Source organism: Salipiger mangrovisoli (genome assembly GCF_015223355.1).
GTDB lineage: Bacteria > Pseudomonadota > Alphaproteobacteria > Rhodobacterales > Rhodobacteraceae > Salipiger > Salipiger mangrovisoli.
In genome coordinates this window covers 109754-135733 of record NZ_JADFFK010000009.1, presented here as the reverse complement: position 1 = coordinate 135733, position 25980 = coordinate 109754, and the positions used below count along the sequence as shown (strand labels likewise).

23 protein-coding genes are annotated in these 25980 nt (G+C 68.2%); 7 read left to right on the top strand and 16 right to left on the bottom strand.

From position 1 onward, the window contains the following. The first annotated feature begins 18 nt into the window (after positions 1 to 18). Complete coding sequence (gene nqrF, locus IQ782_RS13615; protein ID WP_194135190.1) at positions 19 to 1242, top strand: NADH:ubiquinone reductase (Na(+)-transporting) subunit F; 1224 nt, start codon at positions 19 to 21, stop codon at positions 1240 to 1242. A 78-nt stretch (positions 1243 to 1320) separates the two neighbouring features. Here nqrF and cynS read toward each other — a convergent pair whose 3' ends face one another. The 6 genes from cynS to gloA2 form a co-directional block, all read right to left on the bottom strand. Further along, positions 1321 to 1788 (bottom strand): cyanase, encoded by a 468-nt coding sequence (gene cynS, locus IQ782_RS13610; protein ID WP_194135189.1) that lies wholly within the window; start codon positions 1786 to 1788, stop codon positions 1321 to 1323. 23 nt (positions 1789 to 1811) lie between these two features. Further along, positions 1812 to 3527, bottom strand: a complete 1716-nt coding sequence (locus IQ782_RS13605) for a bifunctional protein-serine/threonine kinase/phosphatase (RefSeq protein WP_194135188.1) — start codon at positions 3525 to 3527, stop codon at positions 1812 to 1814. A gap of 86 nt (positions 3528 to 3613) precedes the next feature. Beyond that, positions 3614 to 4459 carry a formate/nitrite transporter family protein gene (locus IQ782_RS13600; protein WP_194135187.1) on the bottom strand — a complete coding sequence of 282 codons (846 nt, stop codon included), beginning with the start codon at positions 4457 to 4459 and terminating at the stop codon, positions 3614 to 3616. 36 nt (positions 4460 to 4495) lie between these two features. Continuing rightward, entirely contained in the window at positions 4496 to 4837 is a 342-nt protein-coding gene (gene nirD / locus IQ782_RS13595) for a nitrite reductase small subunit NirD (protein ID WP_194135186.1), read from the bottom strand. Continuing rightward, a complete protein-coding gene (gene nirB, locus IQ782_RS13590) occupies positions 4834 to 7311 on the bottom strand; it encodes a nitrite reductase large subunit NirB (RefSeq protein ID WP_194135185.1) in 2478 nt (825 codons plus the stop codon). The genes nirD and nirB overlap by 4 nt, the downstream gene beginning before the upstream one ends. A gap of 540 nt (positions 7312 to 7851) precedes the next feature. After that, complete coding sequence (gene gloA2, locus IQ782_RS13585; RefSeq protein WP_194135184.1) at positions 7852 to 8235, bottom strand: SMU1112c/YaeR family gloxylase I-like metalloprotein; 384 nt, start codon at positions 8233 to 8235, stop codon at positions 7852 to 7854. 133 nt (positions 8236 to 8368) lie between these two features. Between gloA2 and IQ782_RS13580 the strand changes: the two genes are divergently transcribed. Further along, positions 8369 to 9802, top strand: coding sequence for a hypothetical protein (locus IQ782_RS13580; protein ID WP_194135183.1), 1434 nt, complete (start codon positions 8369 to 8371; stop codon positions 9800 to 9802). 9 nt (positions 9803 to 9811) lie between these two features. Here IQ782_RS13580 and IQ782_RS13575 read toward each other — a convergent pair whose 3' ends face one another. Beyond that, a complete protein-coding gene (locus IQ782_RS13575) occupies positions 9812 to 10573 on the bottom strand; it encodes an NAD kinase (protein WP_194135182.1) in 762 nt (253 codons plus the stop codon). 185 nt (positions 10574 to 10758) lie between these two features. Here IQ782_RS13575 and glyA point away from each other — a divergent pair, with 185 nt between their 5' ends. Next, positions 10759 to 12054 (top strand): serine hydroxymethyltransferase, encoded by a 1296-nt coding sequence (glyA, locus tag IQ782_RS13570; protein ID WP_194135181.1) that lies wholly within the window; start codon positions 10759 to 10761, stop codon positions 12052 to 12054. 235 nt (positions 12055 to 12289) lie between these two features. Then, positions 12290 to 13909 carry an MFS transporter gene (locus IQ782_RS13565; protein WP_194135180.1) on the top strand — a complete coding sequence of 540 codons (1620 nt, stop codon included), beginning with the start codon at positions 12290 to 12292 and terminating at the stop codon, positions 13907 to 13909. A 16-nt stretch (positions 13910 to 13925) separates the two neighbouring features. Here the strand turns inward: IQ782_RS13565 and IQ782_RS13560 are convergent, their stop codons facing one another. Further along, a complete protein-coding gene (locus IQ782_RS13560) occupies positions 13926 to 15530 on the bottom strand; it encodes a mechanosensitive ion channel family protein (RefSeq protein WP_240989282.1) in 1605 nt (534 codons plus the stop codon). Positions 15531 to 15758: 228 nt separating this feature from the next. Beyond that, positions 15759 to 16412 (bottom strand): peroxiredoxin, encoded by a 654-nt coding sequence (locus IQ782_RS13555; protein ID WP_194135179.1) that lies wholly within the window; start codon positions 16410 to 16412, stop codon positions 15759 to 15761. 157 nt (positions 16413 to 16569) lie between these two features. Between IQ782_RS13555 and IQ782_RS13550 the strand changes: the two genes are divergently transcribed. After that, positions 16570 to 18009 (top strand): aldehyde dehydrogenase family protein, encoded by a 1440-nt coding sequence (locus tag IQ782_RS13550; protein WP_194135178.1) that lies wholly within the window; start codon positions 16570 to 16572, stop codon positions 18007 to 18009. A 110-nt stretch (positions 18010 to 18119) separates the two neighbouring features. Here the strand turns inward: IQ782_RS13550 and lpxK are convergent, their stop codons facing one another. The 7 genes from lpxK to rbfA all read right to left on the bottom strand — a co-directional run bounded on the left by lpxK (position 18120) and on the right by rbfA (position 24092). Continuing rightward, a complete protein-coding gene (gene lpxK, locus IQ782_RS13545; RefSeq protein WP_194135177.1) occupies positions 18120 to 19106 on the bottom strand; it encodes a tetraacyldisaccharide 4'-kinase in 987 nt (328 codons plus the stop codon). Then, positions 19106 to 20314 (bottom strand): glycosyltransferase N-terminal domain-containing protein, encoded by a 1209-nt coding sequence (locus IQ782_RS13540; protein ID WP_194135176.1) that lies wholly within the window; start codon positions 20312 to 20314, stop codon positions 19106 to 19108. Before IQ782_RS13540 ends, lpxK begins: the two co-directional genes overlap by 1 nt. Positions 20315 to 20319: 5 nt before the next feature. Then, a complete protein-coding gene (locus tag IQ782_RS13535) occupies positions 20320 to 20562 on the bottom strand; it encodes a DUF4170 domain-containing protein (RefSeq protein WP_194135175.1) in 243 nt (80 codons plus the stop codon). A gap of 97 nt (positions 20563 to 20659) precedes the next feature. Further along, a complete protein-coding gene (locus IQ782_RS13530) occupies positions 20660 to 21442 on the bottom strand; it encodes an inositol monophosphatase family protein (protein WP_194135174.1) in 783 nt (260 codons plus the stop codon). Continuing rightward, positions 21429 to 22802, bottom strand: a complete 1374-nt coding sequence (locus IQ782_RS13525; RefSeq protein WP_194135173.1) for a TldD/PmbA family protein — start codon at positions 22800 to 22802, stop codon at positions 21429 to 21431. Before IQ782_RS13525 ends, IQ782_RS13530 begins: the two co-directional genes overlap by 14 nt. 109 nt (positions 22803 to 22911) lie before the next feature. Then, a complete protein-coding gene (locus IQ782_RS13520; RefSeq protein ID WP_194135298.1) occupies positions 22912 to 23613 on the bottom strand; it encodes a phosphodiester glycosidase family protein in 702 nt (233 codons plus the stop codon). 56 nt (positions 23614 to 23669) lie between these two features. Then, complete coding sequence (gene rbfA, locus IQ782_RS13515) at positions 23670 to 24092, bottom strand: 30S ribosome-binding factor RbfA (protein ID WP_194135172.1); 423 nt, start codon at positions 24090 to 24092, stop codon at positions 23670 to 23672. Between the two features lie 156 nt (positions 24093 to 24248). On the opposite strand from rbfA, the gene dapB reads away from it, so the two are divergent. Both dapB and IQ782_RS13505 read left to right on the top strand, forming a co-directional pair. After that, the gene (dapB, locus tag IQ782_RS13510) at positions 24249 to 25064 is read left to right on the top strand and encodes a 4-hydroxy-tetrahydrodipicolinate reductase (RefSeq protein ID WP_194135171.1); all 816 of its coding nucleotides are present in this window, start codon (positions 24249 to 24251) and stop codon (positions 25062 to 25064) included. Between the two features lie 71 nt (positions 25065 to 25135). Next, positions 25136 to 25927: an AraC family transcriptional regulator gene (locus IQ782_RS13505; protein WP_194135170.1), complete on the top strand. Its 792-nt coding sequence runs from the start codon at positions 25136 to 25138 to the stop codon at positions 25925 to 25927. Positions 25928 to 25980: the final 53 nt, after the last annotated feature.

Below are 25980 nucleotides of genomic sequence, written 5' to 3'. Positions count from 1 at the left end.
CAGGAGGACTAGGAACTCATGGAAACTTTCAGCCTCGGCGTCATCCTCTTCACCCTGATCGTGATCGCGCTGGTGACCATCATCCTGATGGCGCGCGCACGTCTGGTGTCGACGGGCAACGTCAACATCACCATCAACGGCGAGAAGACCATCTCGGTCCCCGCGGGCGGCAAGCTCCTGCAGACCCTCGCCGGACAGAAGCTCTTCGTCCCCTCCGCCTGCGGCGGCGGTGGCACCTGTGCGCAGTGCCGGGTGCGGGTGCATTCGGGCGGCGGGTCGATCCTGCCCACCGAAGAAAGCCACATCACCAAGCGCGAGGCCGCCTGCGGTGACCGCCTGTCCTGTCAGGTCGCGGTCAAGCAGGACATGGAGATCGAAGTCCCCGAAGAGGTCTTCGGCGTCAAGAAGTGGGAATGCGAGGTCATTTCCAACGAGAACGTCGCGACCTTCATCAAGGCGCTGGTCCTCAAGCTGCCCGAGGGCGAGAACGTCAACTTCCGCGCCGGGGGCTACATCCAGATCGAGGCGCCCGCGCACAAGCTGTCGTACAAGGAGTTCGACGTCGCCGAGGAGTATCGCGGCGACTGGGACAAGTTCAACCTGTGGCAGTACGAGTCGACGGTCACCGAGCCGATCGAGCGCGCCTACTCCATGGCGAACTACCCCGAGGAAAAGGGCATCATCATGCTCAACGTCCGCGTGGCCTCGCCGCCGCCGGGCTCGACCGGCATCCCCGCCGGGCAGATGTCGTCCTACATCTTCAACCTCAAGCCCGGCGACAAGGTCACCATCTCGGGTCCGTTCGGCGAGTTCTTCGCCCGCGAGACCAAGAAGGAAATGGTGTTCATCGGCGGCGGCGCGGGCATGGCGCCGATGCGCTCGCACATCTTCGACCAGCTCAAGCGGCTCGAGAACCGCGACCGGAAGATCTCCTTCTGGTACGGTGCCCGCTCGAAGCGCGAGATGTTCTTCGTCGAGGATTTCGACCAGCTGGCGAAGGAATTCGACAACTTCGAATGGCACGTCGCCCTGTCGGACGCGCTGCCCGAGGACGAGTGGAAGGGCTACACCGGCTTCATTCACAACGTGCTCTACAACGAGTACCTGAAGAACCACCCGGCGCCCGAGGACTGCGAGTTCTACATGTGCGGCCCGCCCATCATGAACCAGTCGGTGATCAACATGCTGCTGGATCTGGGCGTGGACCGCGAGGACATCATGCTCGACGACTTCGGCGGCTGATCCGGACGACGGACACGAAAAAAGGGGGGCTTCGGCCCCCCTTTCTACATCTGGGCGTCAGCCGAGCCCGGCGCGTGCCTACCAGGCGTTGTAGCCGAGGTACTTGCCCGACATCTCGATCTTCACCCGGTCTCCCTTTTCGTGCGGTACACGGGTCACCGCCATGTCGAAGTCGATCGCCGACATGATGCCGTCGCCGAATTCCTCGTGGATCAGCGCCTTGATGGTTGGCCCGTAGACGCCGACGATCTCGTAGAGCCGGTAGATGCAGGGATCGGTGGGTACGGTCTGGCTCCAGACCTTCGTCGGGCTTTCCGAGAGCACCTCGGCGGCTTCCTCGGGCAGCTCGAGCAGGGCGACCAGCGCGGCGGCCTTCTCGGGCGGCATGGCGTTCATGCCCACGCAGGCCGAATGGGTCCAGACCGGCGACATGCCGATGGCCGAGGCGATGCCCTCCCAGCTGAGACCGGCGCGCTTCTTCGCGGCAAGGATCAGCGCGGCGACGTCGTCCTTGGTCAGCTCCTGCGGGATGAGTGCGTCTTTCATGGCAGTTCTCCTTTCGGGGTAGGTCAGCCGCCCAACTGTGCGGCGAGGAAGAGACAGAGCGCCGCGAGCAAGGCAGAGACGGCCTGCCAGAAGCGGACGGGATTGCGCGCCGCGAGCGGGCGGCGGTGCGCCGCCTGCCAGCCCGGCGAGGGGCGGCGCAGGCTGGCGAGGAATTCGGACAGCGCGTCGGGGCGGCGGACGGGGTCGGGATGCAGGGCCCGCTGCAGGGCCTCGTCCATCCACAGCGGCACCGCGCTCTTGTCGTCGCAGGCCGAGCGGTAGGCGAGCCGCATCTGGTCACGGCGCGAGGCGATGCGCGCCACCTGCGTGCCATAGGGCAGCAGCCCGGTCAGCATCTCGTAGGCGATGACCGCCAGCGCGAACATGTCCGACCGCCAGCTCACCACGTCGCCCGAAAGATATTCGGGCGCGGTGTACTGGTAGGTGCCGGGCATCGCGCCCATGAGGCCCGGCGTCGCCTCCTCGACCCCGGCCACGGCGACCGAGCCGAAGTCGAGAATCCGCACCGTGCCACCCGCGTCGATCAGCAGGTTCTCGGGGCGGATGTCCTGATGGATCATCTCGCGTCGGTGGATCGCGCGCAGGCCATCGGCGACCTGCGTGACGATGCCGCGCACCTCGTCCAGCGAGGGCTTGGGGTGATCGGTCATCCATTGCCGCAGGGTGATCGCTTCGACATATTCCGTGACCCCGTAGAGCGCGCTGCGCGGGCCGGGCAGGGGAGCGGCGCGCAGCACATGTGGGCTGTCGATGCGCCGCGCGACCCAGTCTTCGAGCAGGAAGCGGCGGCGGGCCTCGGGATCCTCGACGATTTCGGAGGCGGGAATCTTCAGGGCCACTTTGCTGCCGCTCGGGGTGGCGGCAAGGAAGACGTGGCTGCGCGCGGAATGGTGCAGCGGGCGCAGGATGCGGAAACCGTCGATCTCCTGACCGGGCTTCGGCAGGGGGGGAACGGGCAGCACCGCGGCCTCGTCGCCGAGCGCGGCGCTGCCGGGCGTGGGCAGCGCGTCGATCCGCAGCACCTGCGCGGTGAGGTTGTCCCGCGAGCCGCGCTGCAAGGCGAGGCCGACGAGGTGCTCGGCCACCGCGTCAAGGTCGGTGCTGCGCGCCAGCGCCGCGTGCAGGTCGCGGCCGGTCACATGCGCATGCACGCCGTCGGTGGTCAGCAGGAAGACGTCGCCCGCGTGCAGCGTGATCCGCCGGTGATCGAGCCGCAGCTCGGCAGCGACCCCCATGGCGCGCGAGAGCATCCCGCCGCTCACGTGGTCCTCGGTCAGCGGCTCCAGGCTGTCGCCGGCAAGCCGCGAGATCCGGCTGTCGCCGACGTGGAAGAGATGCGCCTCGCGCCCCTTCAGCACGATGGCCGAGAGGGTGCAGACGAAGCCCCGGTCGGGATCGCCCGGCGCCACGGCACGGCTTTGTCCATGCAGCCAGGCGTTGGTCGCCGCGATGACCCGCCCGGCGGCGGTCTGCACGGTCCAGCTTTCGGGCGTGTCGTAATAGTCGGTGACCAGCGCGCCAACGGCCATCTCGGCGGCGGCGCGCGCGTGCGGGCTGGTCGAGATGCCGTCCGCAAGAGCTACGACCGCACCCTTCAGCGCAAGCTGGGTGCCTTCGGGCAGCAATGCGCCGTGGAAGTCCTGCATCTGCGGCTTCATGCCCTGACGGGCGTGCTGGCCGATCGAAAGGCGCAGGCCGGGGGCGGTGCTCTGGGTCATGACGCTGTCGCGGGGCATCGCGGGCTCGGGAAAGGGAAATGAAAAGAGGCCCCGCACGGTGGCGGGGCCCAAGGCGAGGTCAACGCTTATTCGGCCGGGACACGCACCGCATCGTCGTTGCGGACGGCGTTGCGCTTCGGCGATTCACGGAAGTGGGTGGCGTAGATCATGCCGCCCACGAAGGTCAGCCCGCCGACGAGGTTGCCCAGAACCACGGGGATCTCGTTGTAGACGAAGTAGTCGACCCAGGTGAACTGACCGCCCAGCATGATGCCCGAGGGGAAGAGGAACATGTTGACGATCGAGTGCTCGAAACCGAGGTAGAAGAACACCAGGATCGGCATCCACATCGCCATGATCTTACCGCCGGTCGAGGAGGACATCATCGCCGCCACGACGCCGGTCGAGACCATCCAGTTGCACATCACGGCGCGGACGAAGACGGTCAGCAGGCCTGCGCCGCCGGCGGCGGCATAGCCGAGTGTCCGGGCTTCGCCGATGGTGCCGATCTTCTGACCGACGGCATTCGGCTCGGTCGAGAAGCCCATGGTGAAGATCACCGCCATCATGACCGCGGTGGTCATGGCGCCCGCGAAGTTGCCGCAGAACACCAGGCCCCAGTTGCGCAGCACGCCGCCCCAGGTGCAGCCCGGACGCTTGGCGATCACTGCCAGCGGCGCCAGGGTGAAGACGCCGGTCAGCAGGTCGAAGCCCATCAGGTAGAGCATGCAGAAGCCGACCGGGAAGAGCAGCGAGGCGACGAGGAAGTTGCCGGTGTTGACCGCGATGGTCACCGCGAAGGCCGCGGCAAGCGCAAGGATGGCCCCGGCCATGTAGGCGCGGATGAGCGTGTCCTTGGTGGACATGAAGATCTTGGATTCGCCGGCGTCGACCATCTTGGCCGCGAATTCCTTGGGAGCGATATACGACATTTGCGTATCCTTTGCTGAAGGGTTCGGAGCCTGGGGTCAGGCGCCCTGTTGGAGGTTCAGGTAGATGTCCCGACCGTCGAGACGGACGGGGAAGGAGGCGGTGCGGCCGTCGTCGGCACCGGTGGCGGCACCGGTTTCCAGCGAGATCACCCAGTTGTGCAGGGGGCATGTGACGCAGCCGCCGTGCACGATGCCCTGGCTGAGCGGCCCGTTCTTGTGCGGGCACTTGTCCTCGAGCGCGAAGATCCGGTCATCCGCGGTGCGGAAGACGGCGATCTTTGTCTCCCCGTTCTCGACGCAGCGCGCGCCCTGGCTGGGGATGTCGTCGATGGAGCCGATGAGGCGCCATGCATTCGTGTCGCGGGTGAGGGCGTTCATTCTGCAGGCTCCACATGGGCGGTTGCGGGGGCAGCCTCTTCGCCGAAGACGGCGAGCGGCTTGAACTCGTGCTTGTCGACGCCCGAGACGCGCTCGGACCACGGATCGGTCTGGGCAAACTGCTGGCTGAAGACGAAGCGCTCGTAATAGGCGCGGCGGCTGTCCGTATCGTTGAGGATCGCGGCCTTGACCGTGTCGTAGCCGACGCGCTCGGCCCATTTGTAGATGCGCTCGAGGTAGAAGCCCTGCTCGCGGTACATCTGGGTCATGGCGGCGGCGATCTCGATCACCTCCTCCTCGGTCTTCACCATGCCGAGCTTGGTGGTGCCCTGGATGTGCAGGCCCGCGGCGCCGCCGTAGACGATCTCGTAGCCGCTATCGACGCAGATCACGCCGATGTCCTTGCAGGTCGCCTCGGCGCAGTTGCGCGGGCATCCGGTCACGGCGAGCTTGACCTTGGCCGGCGTCCAGGAGCCCCAGAGGAACTTCTCGAGCTTGATGCCGAGGCCGGTGCTGTCCTGCGTGCCGAAGCGGCACCAGGTGGAGCCGACGCAGGTCTTCACCGTGCGCAGACCCTTGGCATAGGCGTGGCCCGAGACCAGTCCCGCGGCGTTGAGATCGGCCCAGACCGCCGGAAGGTCTTCCTTTTTCACGCCGAGAAGGTCGATGCGCTGGCCGCCGGTCACCTTCACGTCGGGGATGGCGAACTTGTCCACCACGTCGGCGATGGCGCGCAGCTCGTCCGAGGAGGTCATCCCGCCCCACATCCGCGGCACGACGGAATAGGTGCCGTCCTTCTGGATGTTGGCGTGCACGCGCTCGTTGATGAAGCGGCTCTGCTGGTCGTCCTTGTATTCGCCCGGCCAGTCACTCAGCAGGTAGTAGTTCAGCGCGGGGCGGCACTTGGCGCAGCCGTGCGAGCTCTTCCACTCCAGCTCCTGCATGACCGCGGGGATGCTCTTCAGCCCCTGCGCCTTGATCAAGCGGCGCACCTCACCGTGGCCGAGGTCGGTGCAGCCGCACATGCCCTCGGCCTTCTTGGCGAAGGTCTCGCCGAGGGTCAGCGCCATGACCGACTCCACGAGCCCGGTGCAGGTGCCGCAGGAGGCGCTGGCCTTGGTGTGGGCGCGCACTTCTCCGAGCGACGTCAGCCCCTTGTCATTGATTGCCTGTACGATCTTGCCCTTGCAGATGCCGTTGCAGCCGCAGATTTCCGCGTCGTCAGAGAGGTTGGCGACAGCAGCCAGCGGATCGGCGGCCACACCGCCGCCCTGATGCGCCTGCCCGAAGATCAGCGTGTCCCGTATGTCGGACACGTCCTCGCCGGACTTCAGCAGCTCGTTGTACCACATGCCGTCGGCGACATCGCCGTAGAGCACGGCGCCGATCACCCGGTTGTCCCGCAGGATCACCCGGCGGTAGCTGCCGCGGGCGGCGTCGCGCAGCACCACGTCCTCGCGGTCCGGGCCGTCGCCGAAGTCGCCCACCGAATAGAGGTTGATGCCGGTGACCTTGAGCTTGGTCGGCGTCTCGGCATGGGCAAAAGCGGCTTCGGAGACACCGGCAAGATGCCCGGCCGCGACCTTGGCCATCTGGTAGAGCGGCGCGACGAGCCCGTAGACGCGGCCATCCACCTCGGCGCATTCGCCGACGCTGAAGATATCGGGATCCGAGGTGCGCATGGCCAGATCGGTCCGGATACCGCGCCCCACGTCGAGCCCGGCGTCGCGGGCCAGATCCACCGAAGGCCGGATGCCCACGGCCATGACCACCAGCGAGGCGTCGATGACGGTGCCGTCCTCCAGCTCGACGCCTTCGACCTCGCTGTTGCCGAGGATCATCTTGGTGTTGGCACCGCAGCGCACCTCGATGCCGCGGCTTTCCAGCTCCTTCTGCAGCAGGTAGCCGGCGGCGGGGTCGAGCTGGCGCTCCATCAGCGTCGGCATGAGGTGCAGCACGGTCACCTCCATGCCGCGCGATTTCAAACCGGCGGCGGCCTCGAGACCAAGCAGGCCGCCGCCGATCACCACGGCACGGCCACCCCTCGAGGCCGCCCGCAGCATTCCGTCCACGTCGTCGAGATCGCGGTACGCCAGCACGCCGGGCAGCTTGTGCCCCGGCACGGGGATGATGAAGGGCGAGGAGCCGGTGGCGATCACCAGCTTGTCGTAGGCAGCGGTGATGCCGCTGGCGCCGGTGACCACGCGGGCCGCACGGTCGATGCCGGTGACCTTCTCGCCGCGGTGCAGGGTGATGCCGCGCTCGGCGTACCAGTCGTCGCCGTGAATGATGATGTCTTCGAAGGTCTTCTCGCCCGAAAGCACCGGCGAGAGCATGATGCGGTCGTAGTTCACCCGCGGTTCGGCGTTGAAGATGGTGACGTCATAGGCATCGGGGGCGGCCTCGAAGAGGTGCTCCAGAAGGCGGCCGGGGGCCATGCCGTTGCCGATGATGACGAGGCGCTGTTTGGACATGAGGGGACTCCGGTTTCAGCGAGAAGCGGAACGGGAGATCCCGGGCCGCGGCGATTTCTGTCAGGGAAAACGGAAGGTTGGCGCTTGCGTAAACCCACGGACCGACATGTGTCGGAGCGAAGATGCAGCGCCATTGCTGCCTGCCCTCTGGGGGCTCTTGACGGAAATTGCCGCGCCGTTGCGGCTAGGGTCGCGGACTGTCGCGACCGGGGGTACTCATTCGTTACGGTCGAATGATATTCTGGCGCAAGCGATCTTTTGCGGCGCGGGGCGGATATTCCGAAACTTGCCCCGCGACCGCGATGTGCGGCGCATCTCTTGCGCAGTCACGGCCCATGATGCGCGCATTTTCAGCAAAATTGTGATGCGGCCCCGCGGGATTGCAGGACGCGGAACCGGCCGTGGTTGCGAGTCGCGCTTCGGCTGCGGCGTCTGGCCATTTGCCCGGACGCCATCCTTGCGCGGGCGGGGCTGGGGTGCGGCAGGGGCGCTGCGCGTCGACGGTGACCTTCGATGGGCGCATCGCCACGCCTCCTCCGCTCAGATCTCGTAGAGTTCCAGCGGCAGCCCGTCGGGATCGGCGAAGAAGGTGAACTGCTTGCCGGTCAACGGATCGACCCGAACCGGCTCGACCTCGACGCCCTGCTCCTCCAGCCAGCGCTGCGCATCGGCGATGTCTGCGACGCGAAAGGCGAGGTGCCGGAGGCCCTTGGCCTCGGGATGAGAGGGACGTTCGGGCGGCTCGGGAAAGCTGAACAACTCCAGCTGTCCGCCCCCCGGCACGGCAAGGTCCAGCTTCCAGCTGCCGCGCTCGGCGCGATGGGTCTCGGCGATCACTTCGAGCCCCAGAAGATCGACGTAGAAGGCGCGGCTGCGCGCATAGTCACCGCAAATCAGCGCCACGTGGTGCAGGCCTTGAAGCATGAGAGATCCCTTTCAGTTCCAGCCCCTCTTATGGCGCTGCGCGCGGATCGGTCCAATGCGAAAGAGCTTGGCGGGAGATGTTTACCTCCCGTTCAGCTTCGGCGCGCAGGCTTGGCGCAAAGGAGCCCCTGCCATGACCCTTTCGAGTCCGTCCGACCTGACCCAGAGCCTGCCAACCCTTTTCGGCAGCCTGTCCCTGACGCTGATGCGCGCCAGCGCGGGGGGCAGTGGCGCCAGCGCCGAGATTGGCACCGCGTCGGTGAGCACGGCACCGGTGAGCACGGCGGGGGACGCCGGGGATGCCGGGCGGCAGGCGGCCGACTCGCTGCTGCGCACCGCGCAGGGCCGCATCGAGGCGCGGAGCCGGTCGCAGGCCGCGGCGCGCAATACATCGTCTGGAACCAGCCTTGCCGACGCGCGCGAGCGCGGGCTGTCGCGCATGCGCGCCCGCATGCAGCATATGGCCAAGGCGCTGGAGCGGCTGGGCGCGGGCGGCGTCGCGATCTACTCTGGCGCCACAGCGGCCAGCCATTCCGGCCCAGAGGGTCAGGCCAGCTTTGCCAGCTACGGCGGCAATGACGCATTGTCGGTCTCGGCGCGGGCGCTGTCGAACGTCTACACCGGCACCGGCCATGACGCGCTGACGCTGTCGGCCAAGCGGGTCGAGGGGGTCTATACCGATGTCTCTCCCTTCGGGCGCGGGCAGGGCGGCAACGACGCCGTCGCGATCCAGGCGAACGACGTGTCGTCGATCTATACCGGCGGCGGCAACGACGCGCTGGCCATCGCGGCGCGGACCGTGCGCGGCATCTACAGCGGCTCGGGCAGCGATGCGGTCAGCATCGCGGCGGATCTGGTGAGTGGGATCCATACCGATCCCGGCCCGCACGCGCGCCGTGCCGGTGGCGACGACACGGTCACGCTTCGGGCGCGGCAGGTGTCCTCGGTCTATACCGGTGGCGGATCCGATGCGGTCACCATCGATGCCGAGAGTGTCGAAAGCGTCTATACCGGCAAGGGTGCCGACGCGGTGACCCTCTCGGCGGGGCTGGTGGGCGGTATCTACACCGGGGCCGGGCGCGATGCGGTGACCGTTGATGCCGTGGTGGGGCGCTCGCAGCTGTCGCGGCTCAGCGACGCGCCCTGGACCGCAGGCGAAACGCCGGAGGCACGTCTGCTTGCCGCGCGCGGCAATGTCGCCGACATCGACACCGGTGCGGGCGATGACGCGATCACGTTGAACGTGGCCGAAGTGATTTCGCTCGAGGCCGGGCGGGGCGACGATTCCATCACGCTCGGCGGGGGCACCGTGGCGCTGCGCTATGCGGCAGGCGACGGGAATGACACCGTGCGGCTGGCGCCGGGCGCCGAGGTCCTGGTGCAGTTGGGCGAGGATGTCGCCGAGTGGTCGCTCACGCAGGAGGGCGACAGCCTGTTGCTCCAGATCGGCGAAGGGTCGATCCGCTTTGAAGGCGTGGGGGCGAGCGGGGCGATCGGCATCATTCGGCCCGATATGCCGGAGGTCGAGCTGCTGCACGTCCAGCTGCCCCTTGATGCGGTGGCCTGACCCGTCGCGTCAGACGAACTGCTCGCGGATCAGCCGCTCTTCGAGCCCGTGACCCGGATCGAACATCACCCGGTGCGCCACGTCCGGTGCCGAGCGGATATCGACCCGCACGACGTCGCGCACGGACTCGCTGTCCGCCTCGGCCATGACCGGGCGCTTTTCGTGTTCGAGCACCTCGAAACTGACCTCGGCGGCCTTGGGCAGCAGTGCGCCGCGCCAGCGCCGGGGACGGAAGGCAGCCACGGCGGTCATCGCCAGCACCTCGGAGCCGATCGGCAGGATCGGGCCATGCGCGGAGTAGTTGTAGGCGGTAGAGCCCGCTGGCGTAGCCAGCAGCGCGCCGTCGCAGACCAGCTCGGGCAAGCGCAGCTTACCGTCCACGTGGATCGCGAGGCGCGCCGCCTGCGGGCCGGTGCGCAGCAGCGAGACCTCGTTGATCGCCAGCGCCTCGTGCACCGTGCCGTCAACCGTGGTGGCGCGCATCGACAGCGGGTTGATCACCGCCTCCTCGGCCTCTTCCAGGCGCTCTTCCAGCCGGTGCTCGGAATAGGCGTTCATCAGGAAGCCGACCGTGCCGCGGTTCATGCCGTAGACCGGCACGTTCAGCTCCTGCGTGCGGTGCAGGGTTTGCAGCATGAAGCCGTCGCCCCCAAGCGCCACGATCACGTCGGCACCGCGCTCGGCGTGATCCCCGTAGCGGTTCGTCAGCGCGGCGTGGGCCGCCTGGGCGATCGGCGCGCGCGAGGCGCAGAAGGCAATTCTCAGCGACATGGAGTTCTTCGATGGTCCTGCGGTTTCCTGTCCCATCCGGGATGTTCCGAAACAATCACAAGTCTTCCCGCGCCGCCAGAGACGCCGGAAGAGAAACACAAGCTGTCGCTTTGGCATCTTTGCGTTACGCGCGCTTTCCAGTACTCAGGCGCCGGAACTCGAATCCTTGACCCCGGAGACTGCCCATGACCGCCGCGCCCAGCGACACCGGCTTTTTTACCGAAGAGCTTTCCTCCCGCGATCCCGAACTCTTCGCGTCCATCACCGGCGAACTCGGCCGCCAGCGCGACGAGATCGAGCTGATCGCTTCCGAGAACATCGTTTCGCGTGCCGTCATGCAGGCGCAGGGCTCGGTGCTCACCAACAAATATGCCGAAGGCTATCCGGGCAAGCGCTACTACGGCGGCTGTGACTGGGTCGATGTGGCCGAGAACCTGGCCATCGACCGCGCCAAGCAGCTCTTCGGCTGCGAGTTCGCCAATGTGCAGCCGAACTCCGGCAGCCAGGCGAACCAGGGCGTCTACCAGGCGCTGATCCAGCCCGGCGACACCATCCTCGGCATGAGCCTCGACGCCGGCGGTCACCTGACCCACGGTGCCAAGCCCAACCAGTCGGGCAAGTGGTTCAACGCCGTCCAGTACGGCGTGCGCAAGCAGGACAACCTGCTGGACTACGATCAGGTCCAGGAGCTGGCCAACGCGCACAAGCCCAAGATCATCGTTGCCGGCGGCTCGGCCATCCCGCGTCAGATCGACTTTGCCAAGATGCGCGAGATCGCCGACAGCGTTGGTGCCTACCTGATGGTCGACATGGCGCATTTTGCCGGCCTCGTGGCGGGCGGCGAGCATCCCTCGCCCTTCCCGCACGCGCATGTGGCCACCACCACCACGCACAAGACCCTGCGCGGTCCGCGCGGCGGCATGATCCTCACCAACGACGAGGACATCGCCAAGAAGGTCAACTCGGCGATCTTCCCCGGCATCCAGGGCGGCCCGCTGATGCATGTCATCGCCGGCAAGGCCGTGGCCTTCGGCGAGGCGCTGCGCCCCGAGTTCAAGGCCTACGCCAAGCAGGTCATCGCCAACGCGCAGGCGCTGTCGGACCAGCTGATCAAGGGCGGGCTCGACACGGTGACCCATGGCACCGACACCCACGTGGTGCTGGTCGACCTGCGTCCCAAGGGCGTGAAGGGCAACGCGACCGAGAAGGCCCTGGGCCGCGCGCACATCACCTGCAACAAGAACGGCGTGCCGTTCGATCCGGAAAAGCCGACCGTGACCTCGGGCATCCGCCTGGGCTCGCCCGCTGGCACCACCCGCGGCTTCAAGGAAGCCGAGTTCCGCAAGATCGCCGATTGGATCATCGAGGTTGTCGATGGTCTCGCGGCGAACGGCGAGGACGGCAACGCAGAGGTCGAGGCTAAGGTGAAGGCCGAGGTCGAAGCATTCCTCAAGGGCTTCCCGATCTACCCGACGCTCTGAGCCTTCGGACAGCAAGACATCAGGAGCGGGCCGAAGGGCCCGCTTCTTTCTTTTCGGGGAGGGCCCCGGTTGCCTGGCGCGCGATGCTCCGCGTGGGCTTGATCGGAAAATACATGCAACTGGCATCTATTTTCCCGCCGCCCCCTTGGCGACACGCGGAAAAACCGCTCTACCTTGGCGGCAGGCCCCCTTGCTTCCGTCGCTCCCGCGGGCCGGCGACCAGCCCCCGAGCCACATGCCGAAATCCGCGTCGCCCCTCACCGTCCTGAGAATCCATGCCTTCCGGGCACGCTGGACCGCCTCGATGGCCTCGAACCTCGGGACGCTGGTGCAATCGGTCGGTGCCGGCTGGATGATGACGCAGATCTCGGACAGCGACGCCATGGTGGCGCTGGTGCAGGCCGGTGTGACGGTGCCGACCATGCTTTTCGCGGTCTTCGCGGGCACGCTGGCCGACAACCGCGACCGCCGTCAGGTGATGATCGGCGCGCTGCTATTCATGATGGTTGCCTCGGCGCTGCTCTGCGCGCTGGCATGGCTGGACATGCTGACGCCTTGGCTGCTGCTGGTGCTGACCTTCCTGATCGGCACCGGATCGACCTTCTTCAACCCATCGTGGCAGGCCTCGCTGGGGGATATCGTGCCGCGCAGCGACCTGCCCTCGGCGGTGGCGCTGAATTCCATGGCCTTCAACGCCATGCGCTCGATCGGCCCGGCAATCGGCGGGATCATCGTCGCCCTGGCCGGGGCGGCGGCCGCCTTTGCGCTGAACGCCGTCAGCTACCTTCCGATGATCGCCGTGCTGTGGCGCTGGCAATCGCCGCCGCCGGACAGCACGCTGCCACCGGAACCGCTGCGGCTCGCGGTCGGCTCGGGGCTGCGCTACGTCGCCATGTCGCCGAACCTGGTCAACGTCATGTCGCGCGCCTTTCTGTTCGGCTTCGGCTCGGTGGCGGTGCTGTCGCTGTTGCCGCTGATCGCGCATGAACGGCTGGGCGGCGACGCCTCGACCTTCGGCATCATGCTGGGTTGCTTCGGCGTCGGCGCGGTGATCGGTGCGCTGAACAACGCCCGGCTGCGCGACCATTTCGACAACGAGCACCTGGTGCGCTTTTCTGCCGCCGCTGCGGTCACCGGGACGGCGATCCTGGCGATCGCCCCGACCCTCTGGGTCTGCATCCCGGCGTTGATGCTCAATGGCATGGCCTGGACCGTGGCGCTGTCGCTGTTCAACGTGACGGTGCAGCTCTCGACTCCGCGCTGGGTGGTGGGCCGGGCCATCGCGCTCTACCAGTCGGCCAGCTTCGGCGGCATGGCCGCGGGCAGCTGGGTTTGGGGGACGGTGTCGGACGGATGGGGGCTGCCGGCGGCGCTCACGGGAGCGGCGGTGGTGCTGGCAGTGGCAGCGCTTGTCGGCTTCAGGATGCCGCTGCCGGAGTATGGCGACCTCGATCTCTCGCCTCTCGATCTTTTCAAGACCCCGGCGCTCCAGATCGACATGAAGATGCGCAGCGGTCCAATCGTGGCGGTGACGCAGTTCGAGATCGACCCGGAGGATGTGCCGGAATTTCTGGCCATCATGGCCGAACGCCGACGGGTGCGGATCCGTGACGGCGCGCAGAACTGGGTGCTGATGCGCGATCTGGAAGACCCCCGTATCTGGGAAGAGACCTACCACGTGCCCACCTGGGTCGAGTATATCCGCCACAACACCCGCCGCACCAAGGCCGATGGCGGCACGTTCGAGCGGCTGATGGCGCTGCACCGGGGAGAGGAGCGGCCGCACACCCGCCGGATGATCGAGCGTCATTCGATCCCCCGCCGCAGGGGCGGGGTCTATGATTTCAACCTCTGAGCGCCCCTGAGCTTCGTCAGGTGGTTTCCGATTCCTCGTCGTCGCCCTCGTCGCCGGCGCGGAACGAGGTCACCCGGTCGTCGCGGGCGTAATAGGGTTCTGCCTCGTCGGCGTCCCTGGGCGCGGGTTTGCCCGGTGCGCCCTTGCCGGTGTCGCCGAAGGCCGCCGCGGCGGCGGGGGCGGCCATGTGCACATGCATGTCGGCCTGCGGGAAGGGGATGGAGATGCCCTCGCGGTCAAAGGCCTCCTTCACCTGCCGGGTCAGATCCCAGTAGACCGTCCAGTAGTCATCCACCTTGGTCCAGGGGCGACAGATGAAATCGACCGAACTGGCCCCGAGCGCGTTGACGCGGATCACCGGTGCCGGATCATCGAGGATCAGCGGATGCTCGGCCACCACCTGTTCCAGAACCTCCTGCGCCTGCTCGATCGAGTCGCCATAGCCGATGCCGAAGGTCAGATCGACCCGCCGCGTGTCGCTGGCGGTGGTGTTGGTGATCACGTCGCCCCAGACCTTCGAGTTCGGAATCACGATCACCTGGTTATCGGGGGTCACGACGGTGGTCGAGACGATGGAGACCGATTTCACCGTGCCGCCGGTGCCCGCAACGGTGACATAGTCGCCCTCGTCAAAGGGGCGGTTGATCATGATCATCAGCCCCGCAGCGAGGTTGCCCAGCGTGTCCTGCATGGCGAAGGCGATGATGAAGGATGCACCGCCGACCAGTGCGAAGAGCGGCGTCACGTCGATCCCCAGCGCGCTCAGCACGATCATGAGGCCAAAGGCAATGGTCACCCAGTAGATCGCCATGAGGATGAAGGCCTGCAGCAGCTTCGACAGGTCAGGCACCCGCGACAGGCCCCGGCGGGCCACGCCGCGCACCGTGCGCGCGAGGATCAGCAGCCCCAGCAGCGCGGCGACGATGACCGCCACGCGCAGCGCCAGCTTGATGCCGCCGTCCTCGTCCGTCGCCCAGTTCGCCGCCTGCGCCAGCAGCGTGCGCCAGTCGGCGCGCTGGGTCTCGTCGACGTGGATCGCGGCGCGATAGGCGCGGAACTTGGCAACCTCGGCGGCATCGCCCCCCTTGGCCTCGAGCCCGTCGACCACGGTAGAGAGGTTCTCGAAGGCGTTGTTGCGCAGCTCCACCAGCTGCGTGAGACGTTCGCGCGGAACCTCCTGCTCTCCGCCCCGCTCCTTGGCGAGCACGGCAAGCTGCTCCTCGACCACGGCCTTTGTCATGCCCTTTGCCATGTTCTGCCAGGCCAGCGCCAGCTGACCCATCTCTTCGGCCGTCAGCGGCAGCGAGCGGATCGCAAGCTCTTCGGAGGGGATGGCCGGGGCGGTGAGCGCGGCGATCAGAGCCGCGTCGCTTTCGGCGGGCAGCGGGGCGTCAGAGGCCCCCTTGGCGCCGATCACGTCCGGGTTGGAGGTGATCGCGTTGCGCCCGCGCTCCTCGGCGCTGTCGATTGCCGCTTCGGCGGGGGTTGGCGGACTTTCGGCCGCGCTGCTTTCGGCGGAAGCGGCGGCGTCGGCGGTTTCCTGCGCGGCCAGGTCGGTGGCGGCGTGGACCATCAGGAGCACAAGCAGAACGCGGAGAAACGGCAGAAGACGGCGCGGCATGGAGGCCTCGTTTAAAATAGGATTTTCAAAAGGATAAATGTGGTTTGGTCTGTCTCGCCCGAGTTTAGCAGGTCAGCAGCGGGATGGGCACCACCCAGGCGAGAGGGGCGGGGGGCGGCTGCTCCCTATGGCCGCTGCGCGCGGAGCCCGGGCAAAACGAAACCACCCGCCGGTTCAAGGCGGGTGGCACAAGGTCCTGGTCGGCGGCGCTATGGGCCGCGGGCCGGGTCAGCCGGGGTTCTTGGCGAAGCGCAGGTAGGGCAGCTTGATGTCCAGTTCGCCGTACTTCTCGGCCGCCTGATCGTTGTTGAGCGACAGCGCGACGATCACGTCCTGGCCGACTTCCCAGTTCGCGGGAGTGGCCAGCGGCTGCTCGTAGGTGCGCTGGAGGCCGTCGAGCGCACGCAGCACCTCGGCAAAGTTGCGGCCGACCGACATCGGATAGGTCATCATCAGCTGCACCTTCTTGTTCGGTGCGACGATGAAGACCGAGCGCACGGTGGCGCTGTCCGCCGGCGTGCGGCCGTCGGGCAGGTAGGCGTCGGCGGGCAGCATGTCGAGCGCCTTGGCCACCTCGAGCCCGTCATCGGCGATGATCGGGAAGCTGGCATCGGCACCGGCCACCGCAGCGATGTCGCCTTTCCACTTCTTGTGTTCGGCAACGCCGTCCACCGAGATTCCCATCACCTTGGTGCCGCGCTTGGCCCATTCATCGGAAAGCTGCGCCACCGCACCGAACTCAGTGGTGCACACAGGGGTGAAATCCTTGGGGTGCGAGAAGAGGATCGCCCAGCTGTCGCCGATCCAGTCGTGCAGGTCGAACTCGCCCTGGTCGGTGACCACGTGGAGGTTCGGAAGCGTGTCGTTGATGCGCAGAGCCATGGCAATTTCCTTTCCTGTCCGAAATCATCGGCTTGAGGTCTCGGGGAATAGATACGAGCCCGAGTCACGATGTAAAGAGCCAGCTTGCGGAGGTCGCGGAGCGGTGACACTGTGACGCGAGAATAATTTGATCAAATCCTGACGAGCGGAGACCATCATGATCGAGAAGCGCCAGTTCTACATCGACGGGCAATGGGTGGACCCGGTCGCCCCGCGCGATCACGCGGTGATCAACCCGGCCACGGAAGAGCCCTGCGCCGTCATCTCGCTGGGCGATCAGGCAGACACCGATGCCGCCGTCGCCGCAGCCAAGGCCGCGCTGCCGGGCTGGATGGCCACCCCGGTCGCGGAACGCATCGGCTACGTCGAGAAGCTGCTCGAGGTCTACAAGGCCCGCGCCGAGGAAATGGCGCAGGCGATGACTCTCGAGATGGGCGCGCCGATCTCGCTGTCGCGTTCGGATCAGGTCGGGGCAGGCACCTTCCACCTCACCAACTTCATCCGTGCTGCCAGGGAATTTCCCTTCGAGCATTCCCTGCGCGAGGACAAGCCGCAACACCGGATCATCCACGAGGCCGTGGGCGTCGCGGCGCTGATCACGCCGTGGAACTGGCCGATGAACCAGGTCACGCTGAAGGTCGGTGCCGCCGCCGTGGCGGGCTGCACCATGGTGCTGAAACCCTCCGAGGAAAGCCCGCTCGACGCCATCCTCTTCGCCGAGATGATGCATGAAGCCGGCTTCCCCAAGGGGGTCTTCAACCTCGTCAACGGCGACGGCGCGGGCGTCGGCACGCAGCTTTCGTCGCATTCCGACGTCGACATGGTCAGCTTCACCGGCTCGACCCGCGCCGGCCGGGCGATCTCGAAGGCCGCCGCCGACACGCTCAAGCGCGTGCACCTCGAGCTGGGCGGCAAGGGGGCGAACCTCGTCTTCGCCGATGCCGATGCCGAGGCGGTGAAGCGCGGCGTGCTGCACATGATGGAAAACTCCGGCCAGAGCTGCAACGCACCCTCGCGCATGATGGTCGAAGCGCCCTTCTACGACACGGCGGTCGAGCAGGCCGCCGCCGCGGCCGAGGCGGTGCAGGTCGCCGATCCCCGGCAGGAGGGCGGTCACATCGGCCCGGTGGTCAACGAGACCCAGTGGAGCAAGATCCAGGATCTCATCCAGACGGGCATCGACGAGGGCGCGCGCCTGGTGGCCGGGGGACTTGGCCGTCCCGAGGGGCTGAACAAGGGTTTCTACGTGCGCCCCACGGTCTTCGCCGACGTCACGCCCGAGATGACCATCGCCCGCGAAGAGATCTTTGGCCCGGTGCTCTCGGTGATGAAGTTCGAGACCGAAGACGAGGCGGTGCGCGTCGCCAATGACACGCCCTATGGCCTCACCAACTACGTCCAGAGCACGGACGCGGCGCGCGTGAACCGTCTGACCCGGCTGCTGCGCTCGGGCATGGTGCAGAACAACGGCACCGGCCGGGCCGCCGGCGCGCCCTTCGGCGGCATGAAGCAGTCGGGCAACGGCCGCGAGGGCGGATCCTTCGGCATCCTCGACTTCCTCGAGGTGAAATCGGTCAGCGGCTGGGCGGCCGAGTAAGCCTTTCATTGTTCTGAAAATACGCATGGCGCGGCGCTCCCCACGGGCGCCGCGCCTATCGTTTCTTCAGGACGCCTCCGGCGGGCGTACTTGTGGAACAATGAAGGGGCTCAGAGTCCCAGCTTCTCCAGCGCATCTTCCAGCGGCGCGGGGTCCTTGAACCGCAGGCGCACCGGCAAGCTGAGCACCTTGGGGCGGAAGCTCTCGGGCAGGCGCGCGGCGTCCTTCTCGGTGGTGACGAGCTGCGCCCCCAGCATCTGTGCCTCGCGCTCCAGCCGCGTGAGCAGCGCCGGGGTGAAGGGTTGGTGATCGTCCAGCGCCTCGGCCCGGAGAACGTCGGCCCCGAGCCCCCTCAGCGTGGCGAAGAACTTCTCGGGGTGGCCGATCCCGGCGAAGGCCAGCGCCGGGAGATCCTGCCAGTCCATGCCGGTCTGCAGCGGCTCGAGCGCGCCGCGCAGGCGGGGCAGGGAGATCTGCTGTCCCCACTGCGCGTCGAAACCGCGCTGCGCCTCATCGCCGCCGATCGAGAGCACGAGGTCGGCGCGTCGCAGACCCGTGGCAAGCGGCTCGCGAAGCGGGCCGGCGGGCAGGCAGCGGCCGTTGCCGAAACCGTAGCGTGCATCCACGACCACGATCGAGAGATCCTTGGCAAGCGACGGGTTTTGCAGCCCGTCGTCGAGGATGATGAGCCTTGCGCCGGCGGCGATGGCCGCGCGTGCGCCGGCGGCGCGGTCGCGCGCCACCCAGACCGGGCCGAAGGCCGCCAGCAGCAGCGGCTCGTCACCGACATCCGCCGCCGTGTGGCGGCGCGGATCGACCTGTACCGGGCCGGTCAGCCTGCCGCCATGCCCGCGCGAGACCACATGCGCCCCCGCGTCCCGCAGCCGTTCCAGCAATGCGATCACCGTCGGGGTCTTGCCGGTGCCTCCGGCGTTGATGTTGCCGACGCAGATCACCGGCACCGGGACCCTCTCGCCAGGCCCCTGCGCCACCCGGCGCGCGGTGGCGCGGGCGGTGAGCGCGCCGAGTGGCGCGAGCAGGCGGGCCTGCCAGGCGGGGGAGTCGGGGGCGGTCTGCCAGAAATTGGGCGCGCGCATCAGGCCGCCTCGTCCTCGTCGAGCCAGCGGCAGGCCAGCGCGATCATCTCGTCGGTCAACTCGGCACCCTGGGTGATAACGTCCCAGCCGGCGTGGGCCATGGCGGCGGCGCGGTCGGGGGCGACAAGCTGGCTGAGCGCGCCTGCAAGCGAATCGAAGTCGCGCACGATCCGCGCGGCACCCGCTTCGGCCAGTCGCGAATAGGCCGGCAGGTGCCGGCCGACGTTGGGCCCGTAGAGCAGCGCGATGCCATGCGCGGCGGCTTCCATCGGATCCTCGCCGCCGTGACCGCTGATCAGCGAGCCGCCAAGGAAGGCAACCGGCGCGAGCCGGTACCAGAGGCCAAGCTCCGAGGCGTCTTCGGTGACCACCACCTGGGTGTTCTCGTCGGGCATCTCGCCCGCTTCCCAGGCGCAGAGCCGCAGGCCCGAATCCCGCGCCACCTCGGCGATCTGGGGGGCGAGTTCCCGGGTCGCGGGGACGAGGATCAGCAGTAGCCGATGCGCGAGCCGCACCGCGCGCTTGTGAGCGTGGAGCACCTCTTCGGCCTCCTGCGCGCTGCGCAGTTTCGCCGCGAGCCAGATCGGCCGCCCGGTGAGTACGCCGGCCATTTCCTCGTAGAGCGCATCGTTGCAGTCGAGCGGTGGCGCGCTGTCGGTGAGGGCTCCCAGTCCGGGGATGGCGTGCTCTTCGACCCCGGCGCGGCGCAGGCGGCGGCGCGCGGCCTCGTCGACCGGGCAGATGCGGTCAAAGAACTGCAGCGTTGCAGCAGCGGGGTCGGGCACCCAGCTGGGTGCGGGGCTGGTCCAGGGCGCGTCGCGGGCATCGAGCAGCACGAGCCGCGTGCCCGCCTCATCCAGCTTCTGCAACAGCGCGGGGCGCAGGTCCTGGCCGGTCCAGAAGCCAAGCTGCGGTCGCCAGTGTTCGACAAATCCGGCCACCTCGGCGGGGTTTTCGCCCGGCAGGTCGCTGCGCAGCGCGCCTTCCGGGGCATGCTCGGGCTGACCGGTGACCAGCAGCGTCAGCTCGGGGCGCTGGATCTTCAGGCGTGTGGCGAGGGCGCAGAGCGCCCGCGCCGAGCCGGGACCACCGGCGTGCAGCCAGAGCAGCGGGCCCGCTGGGCGAGCCGCCGGCGTCGCCGTCGGTGTCGCCCCGCGGCCACGGGCATAGGCCAAGTAGGCCGAAAGCGAAAATGGCCTGCGCCCCACGCGTGTCAGCCGAGTTCTTCGGTCGCGGAAACCTCGGTTTCCTCGTCCCGCAGGCGGTGGATATGGGCGATGAAGTACCGCATGTGGGCGTTGTCCACGGTGCGCTGGGCCTCGGCCTTCCAGGCGTCATAGGCGGAGGCGTAGTCGGGGAACATGCCGACGATGTGGATGTCGTTCACGTCCTTGAAGACGGACTTCTCGGGGGTGACGAGCTCGCCGCCGAAGACGAGGTGGAGTCGTTGAGCCATGGGGGGTCCTTTCCCGTACAGACGCGGGCAACCTACTTTCTGCACCCGCAGCGTCAAGATTCTACCGCGGGTCAGCGTTACGCGACCCGTTCACGTCTCAGGGGGCAAGCGTCAGACGCCCCATGATGTCGCGGTGCAGCGCCGGGTTCGCGGCGACGACACCGGGGTGCTGCGGATGTCGCGCGTTGAAACGCAGCGGCCGCCCGAGCCGGTCGGTGACCGTTGCGCCGGCCTCTTGCAGCAGCAGCGTGCCCGCGGCGATGTCCCACTCCCAGGTCGGGCGGAAGGTCAGCATGGCGTCGAAGCGCCCCTCGGCGACCAGCCCGAGCCGGTAGGCGAGCGAGGGCCGGTGCGCGCGGCGGATCGGCGGCAGCGGCACGCGCCAATAGGGCGCATCGACCACCGGGCGCGGGGCCAGCACCTCGGCCTCTTCCAGCGTGGGTGTCGCGGTGGCACGGATCGGCACGCCGTTGAGCACGGCTCCCTGTCCCAAGGCGGCACTGTATAGCAGGTCGCGCTTCGGCAGGTAGACGGCGGCGGCGGTGACCACGCCGTTCTCGGCCACGGCGAGCGAATGCGCCCAGGTGTCCTCGCCGGCGATGAACGAGCGCGTGCCGTCGATCGGATCGATGATGAACACCTTCTCGGCCGCGCGCCGCGTGTCACTGTCGACGCTTTCCTCCGAGAGCCAGCCGTAGTCCGCCCGCGCGCCGCGCAGAAGCGCTTCGAGCCGCGCGTTGACGGCCAGGTCCGCCGCGGTCACCGGGCTGCCGTCAGCCGCCTTGTAGCGCACGTCGAGGCCGCCGCCCGCAAAGGAGAGCGCCACCGCGCCCGCCTCGCGCGCCGCATGCTCAAGCAGCGCGCGGTCACTCTCCGGCAAGCGTCAGCCCCTCGACCAGCAGCGAAGGCACCACGCGCGACAGCCACGGGCGGGCGTCGTTCGACGGCACCATGGCGCGCAGCATCTGCCGCAGGTTGCCAGCGATCGTGACACCCGAGACCGGGTAGGCGATCTCGCCGTTCTCGACCCACCATCCGGCCGCGCCGCGCGAGTAGTCACCGGTGTTGGGGTTGATCGTCGCGCCGATCATCGAGGTGACCACCAGCCCGCGGCCCATCTCCGCGATGAGTTCCGCGGGCGATTTCTCGCCCTGCGTCAGCGCGAGGTTCCAGGCGGTCGGAGAGGGTCCGGCGGAGGTGCCGCGCGCGGCGTTGCCGGTCGGCGCCAGTCCAAGCTTGCGGGCGGTTGCGAGGTCGAGCGTCCAGCCGGTCAGCACGCCGTCCTCGATCAGCGCGCGGCGCCGGGTCGGCAGGCCCTCGGCGTCGAAGGGGCGCGAGCCCGAGATGCGCGGGCGCAAAGGGTCCTCGATCAGCGAGATGCCATCCGGCAACACCGGCGCGCCGAGCGCGTCGCGCAGCCACGATCCGCCGCGCGCCACCGCCGCGCCATTGGCGGCGGCGACCAGATGGCCGATCAGCGACGAGGCGATGCGCTCGTCGAAGAGCACAGGGTAGGCGCCGGTCTTGGGCTTGCGCGGGTTCAGACGTTCGAGCGCGCGGGTCGCGGCGCGGTGGCCGATCTCGGCAGGGCTGCGCAGGTCGGACTGGAAGGTGCGGCTGTCACCGTCATAGTCGCGTTCCATTCCGAGCCCGGTGCCGGCGATGGCAACGCAGGAGGTCGAGCGCGCGGTGCGCGCGTAGCCACCGGCGAAGCCGTTGCTGGCGGCGAGAAAGATCCGCTGCGCGTCATAGGAGGCCGAGGCCGACTGCACCTGGGTGACCCCCTCGACCGCCAGCGCGGCCGCCTCGGCGTCCAGCGCGTCGCGTTGCAGCGCATCGGGAGCAGGGTCGGCCGAGGGATCGGCCAGCTCCAACGCGGCAAGGTCCCAGTCCCGCGCCAGCTGCTCGGGTCCGGCAAGACCGGCATAGGGATCCTCGGGCGCCTCGCGGGCCATGGCCACGGCGCGTTCTGCCATGGCGGTCAGCGTTTCGGGCTTCACATCCGAGGTCGAGACCACCGCGCTGCGGGTGCCGACCAGGACCCGCAGGCCGATGTCGGTGCCCTCGGAGCGTTCGGCCTGCTCGAGCGCGCCGCCGCGCACGTCGATGCTGAGCGACGTGCCGTCGATCGCCAGCGCATCCGCCGCGTCGGCACCTGCCTTGCGCGCGGCTTCGAGCAGCTGCGCGGTCAGGCTCTGCAAGTCCTTCGCCGCCGGGTCGTTGCGCTCTGTGCGGGTCATGTCGCCTCCGGTGTTGGTCCTGAAAGATTGGGTAGGCCGCGGGGCGCGGCAAGGCAAGGTTCCGCGACGGCCCCGGCCCCGTCTCTGGCGAGGGCCGCGGTGGCGCGGCTCACTCGGCGGGCACCACCACGCCGATGAGCGGACCCAGCGTCCGGCCGATGTCGGCCCGGCCGATCTGCGGCGCGAAAAGCCGCGAGACATTGCCGTCGAAGAACAGCGCGTTGGGCATCTTCAGCCCGTCGCGGAACAGCGTGCCAAACTCGTAGAAGCTGACCGGCTCCTCGGAGATGGCGAAAATCAGCGTCTTGCCGTCGGCAGAGGTGCCGACCCCGTTGCGGATGTAGCGCGAGGTGCTGTCGGGCAGGAAACGCGGGTGCAGCTCGCCGTCGATCACCAGCATCGGCCCCGATTGCGTGGCATAGCGGCAGTCCGGCTTGCGGGTGAGAAAATCACGGGTCTCGAAGACCTGCGCGGTGCCCTCGCCGATGCAGAGCACGCCATTGGGAAGCATCCCGAAGTTGCCCGGTCCGGGGCTGGAGATGACGCGCATCTCCTCCTGCCCGTTCTCGACGTAGTGGCCGACCGGGGCGCGGTCCTCGTGGTACATGCCGGCGTTCATCGCGAAGGCCAGCGTTTCGCCTTTTTCGCGCAGCGCCGCGTCGAGCGTCGAGAAATGCCCCCAGACGGTGCCGTCGGGCGCGCGCAGGAAGGTGCGCAGATCCTCGTCGGCACTGACCGTGCAGAGCGTGTAGCGCCGGCCCTCGTGGCTGGCGGCCTCGCAGCTGACCGCGCCGGCCTGCGTGGGGATCATCGACGGCAAGAGCGCCGCCGCCGCAAGCGCCAGCGTCGTGAGGGCGGCGCGAAGTGTCACGCGTCGTCGTCCTCGTCCGGGTCCTGCCCCTCGATGTCGCGGCGCACCGACTCCTGCGAGAACAGGCGGCGGGTCTCGTCGAGCCGGTCGAAGGTCTCGTCGAGGCGGAAGCGCAGGTCCGGCGCGTATTTCAGCGTCAGCTCCTTCGAGACCGCGCGGCGCAGCTCGGCCTTGTTGCGCTCGAGCAGCTCGAACATGTTGCCTTCCTGCTTGCCGCCGAGCGGCACCACGTAGGCGGTTGCGACCTTGAGATCGGGCGAGACCCGGACCTCGCCGACGGTGATCGAGAGCCGGTTCAGCTCGGGGTCGTGCACATCGCCGCGATTGAGCACGTCCGCCAGCGTGCGGCGAATGAGTTCGCCGACACGAAGCTGTCTCTGGCTGGGGCCGGAGCCCTCGTGGAATCTGTTCTTTGCCATGGCGCAGACATAGGCGCGTTGCAGGGGTTTGCCAAGAACGCGAACGCATAGCGTCGATGGCTTTGGGCGGTTCGGGCAGCGCGGCGCCGACATCGCCTTTGCCATCACGCCGCCGCCGGAGTATGCCCTGCGGGAAGCTAAAGATCGGAGAGCGAAATGTCGGAACTGCCGGGTGTTGTCGTCACGGGCGTGTCGGGACGGATGGGCCAGATGCTGGTGCGCGCGGTGCTGGCCAGCGACAAGGTGAAACTGGTCGGTGTGGTCGCACGCAGCGGCAACGACTGGGTCGGCCGTGACCTTGGCACCTGCATGGGCGGCACCGAGCTCGGGCTCACCGTCAGCGATGACGCGCTGGAGACTTTCGCCAAGGCGCAGGCCGTGCTCGATTTCACCACCCCCGCGGCAACCGTGCAGTTCGCCGAGCTGGCGGCTCAGGCCCGTGCGGTGCACGTGATCGGCACCACCGGGCTCGAAGAGAGCGATCTGCAGAAGATCCGCGCCGCCGCCCGCCACGCGGTGATCGTGCGCGCCGGCAACATGAGCCTCGGCGTCAACCTGCTGACCAAGCTGACCAAGCAGGTGGCCGCCGCGCTCGACGAGGATTGGGACATCGAGATCGTCGAGATGCACCACAACCGCAAGGTCGATGCCCCCTCGGGCACCGCGCTGATGCTGGGGGAAGCGGCGGCCGAGGGCCGCGGCGTGAGCCTGTCGGAAGCCTCGGACCGCGGCCGCGACGGCATCACCGGCGCGCGCGAGCGCGGTGCCATCGGCTTTGCCGCGCTGCGCGGCGGCGACGTGGTGGGCGAGCACGAGGTGATCTTCGCCACGGCGGGCGAACGCATCACGCTCAAGCACATCGCCTCGGACCGCGCGCTCTTCGCCCGCGGCGCGCTGAAGGCCGCGATCTGGGGGCAGGACAAGGCACCGGGCGAGTATGACATGCTCGACGTTCTGGGCCTCGGGGACTGATCGCGGGGTCGCCCTGCGCCGGGCGTGGTGTGAAGACCATGGCGCTGAAGTCCCCGCGGGACGAGGTTTCGATGCGCTCCCGCCCGGAGCTCCACGGGATCGAGACCCTTTCGGCACGGTACCGGACGCAGACCTTCAAGCCCCACGCCCATGAGGAATACCTCATCGGCGTGATAGACGGCGGCGTGCATTCGGTCTGGTGCCGGGGCGAGATGAACCGGGTGCCGCGCGGCTCGGTGGTCACCATGCGACCGGGCGACATCCACCACGGCGGCGCCGGCAGCGAGGCCGGCTGGCGGCAGCGGATGCTCTACATCCCCGAAGCCGCGATGCGCGCCCTGCTGGAGGACCTCGGCGGCCGCGCATTGACCGGAACGCTGGATTTCGGCGCGGCCTTCCACGCGCGGCCGGGTCTCGCGCAAAAGATTGCCGCGTTGCACGAAGTGCTGCATGCGTCGGAGCATCGGCTGGCGCGCGATGTGGCGCTCGACCGGCTGCTCGGGGCGCTGCTGGGGGAGCTTGCGCCGCAGGTCTCCGCCAACCGGGGCCCGGACAATGGGCGGATCGCCGAGGCGGTCGACTACCTCGGCGATCGCGTCGAGGAGGATGTCTCGCTCGACGATCTCTGCCGTGTCACCGGGCTGCGGCGCCGCCAGACCATCGAGGCGTTCCGGCGCGCCACCGGCCTGCCGCCGCACGCCTGGCACCTCCAGCAGAAAGTGCGTCTAGTGAAACGTCTGCTGCGCGCGGGTCTTGCCCCGGCCGAGGCGGCGGCGCAGGCGGGATTTGCCGACCAGAGCCACATGGGGCGGCATTTCCGCGCGATCGTCGGCACCACCCCGCGCGCCTACGCCCGCGGCTGACACCGCGTTTTCGTTCTATATCGCGCCGTGCCGGATGGCCTACCGCAGCCTGA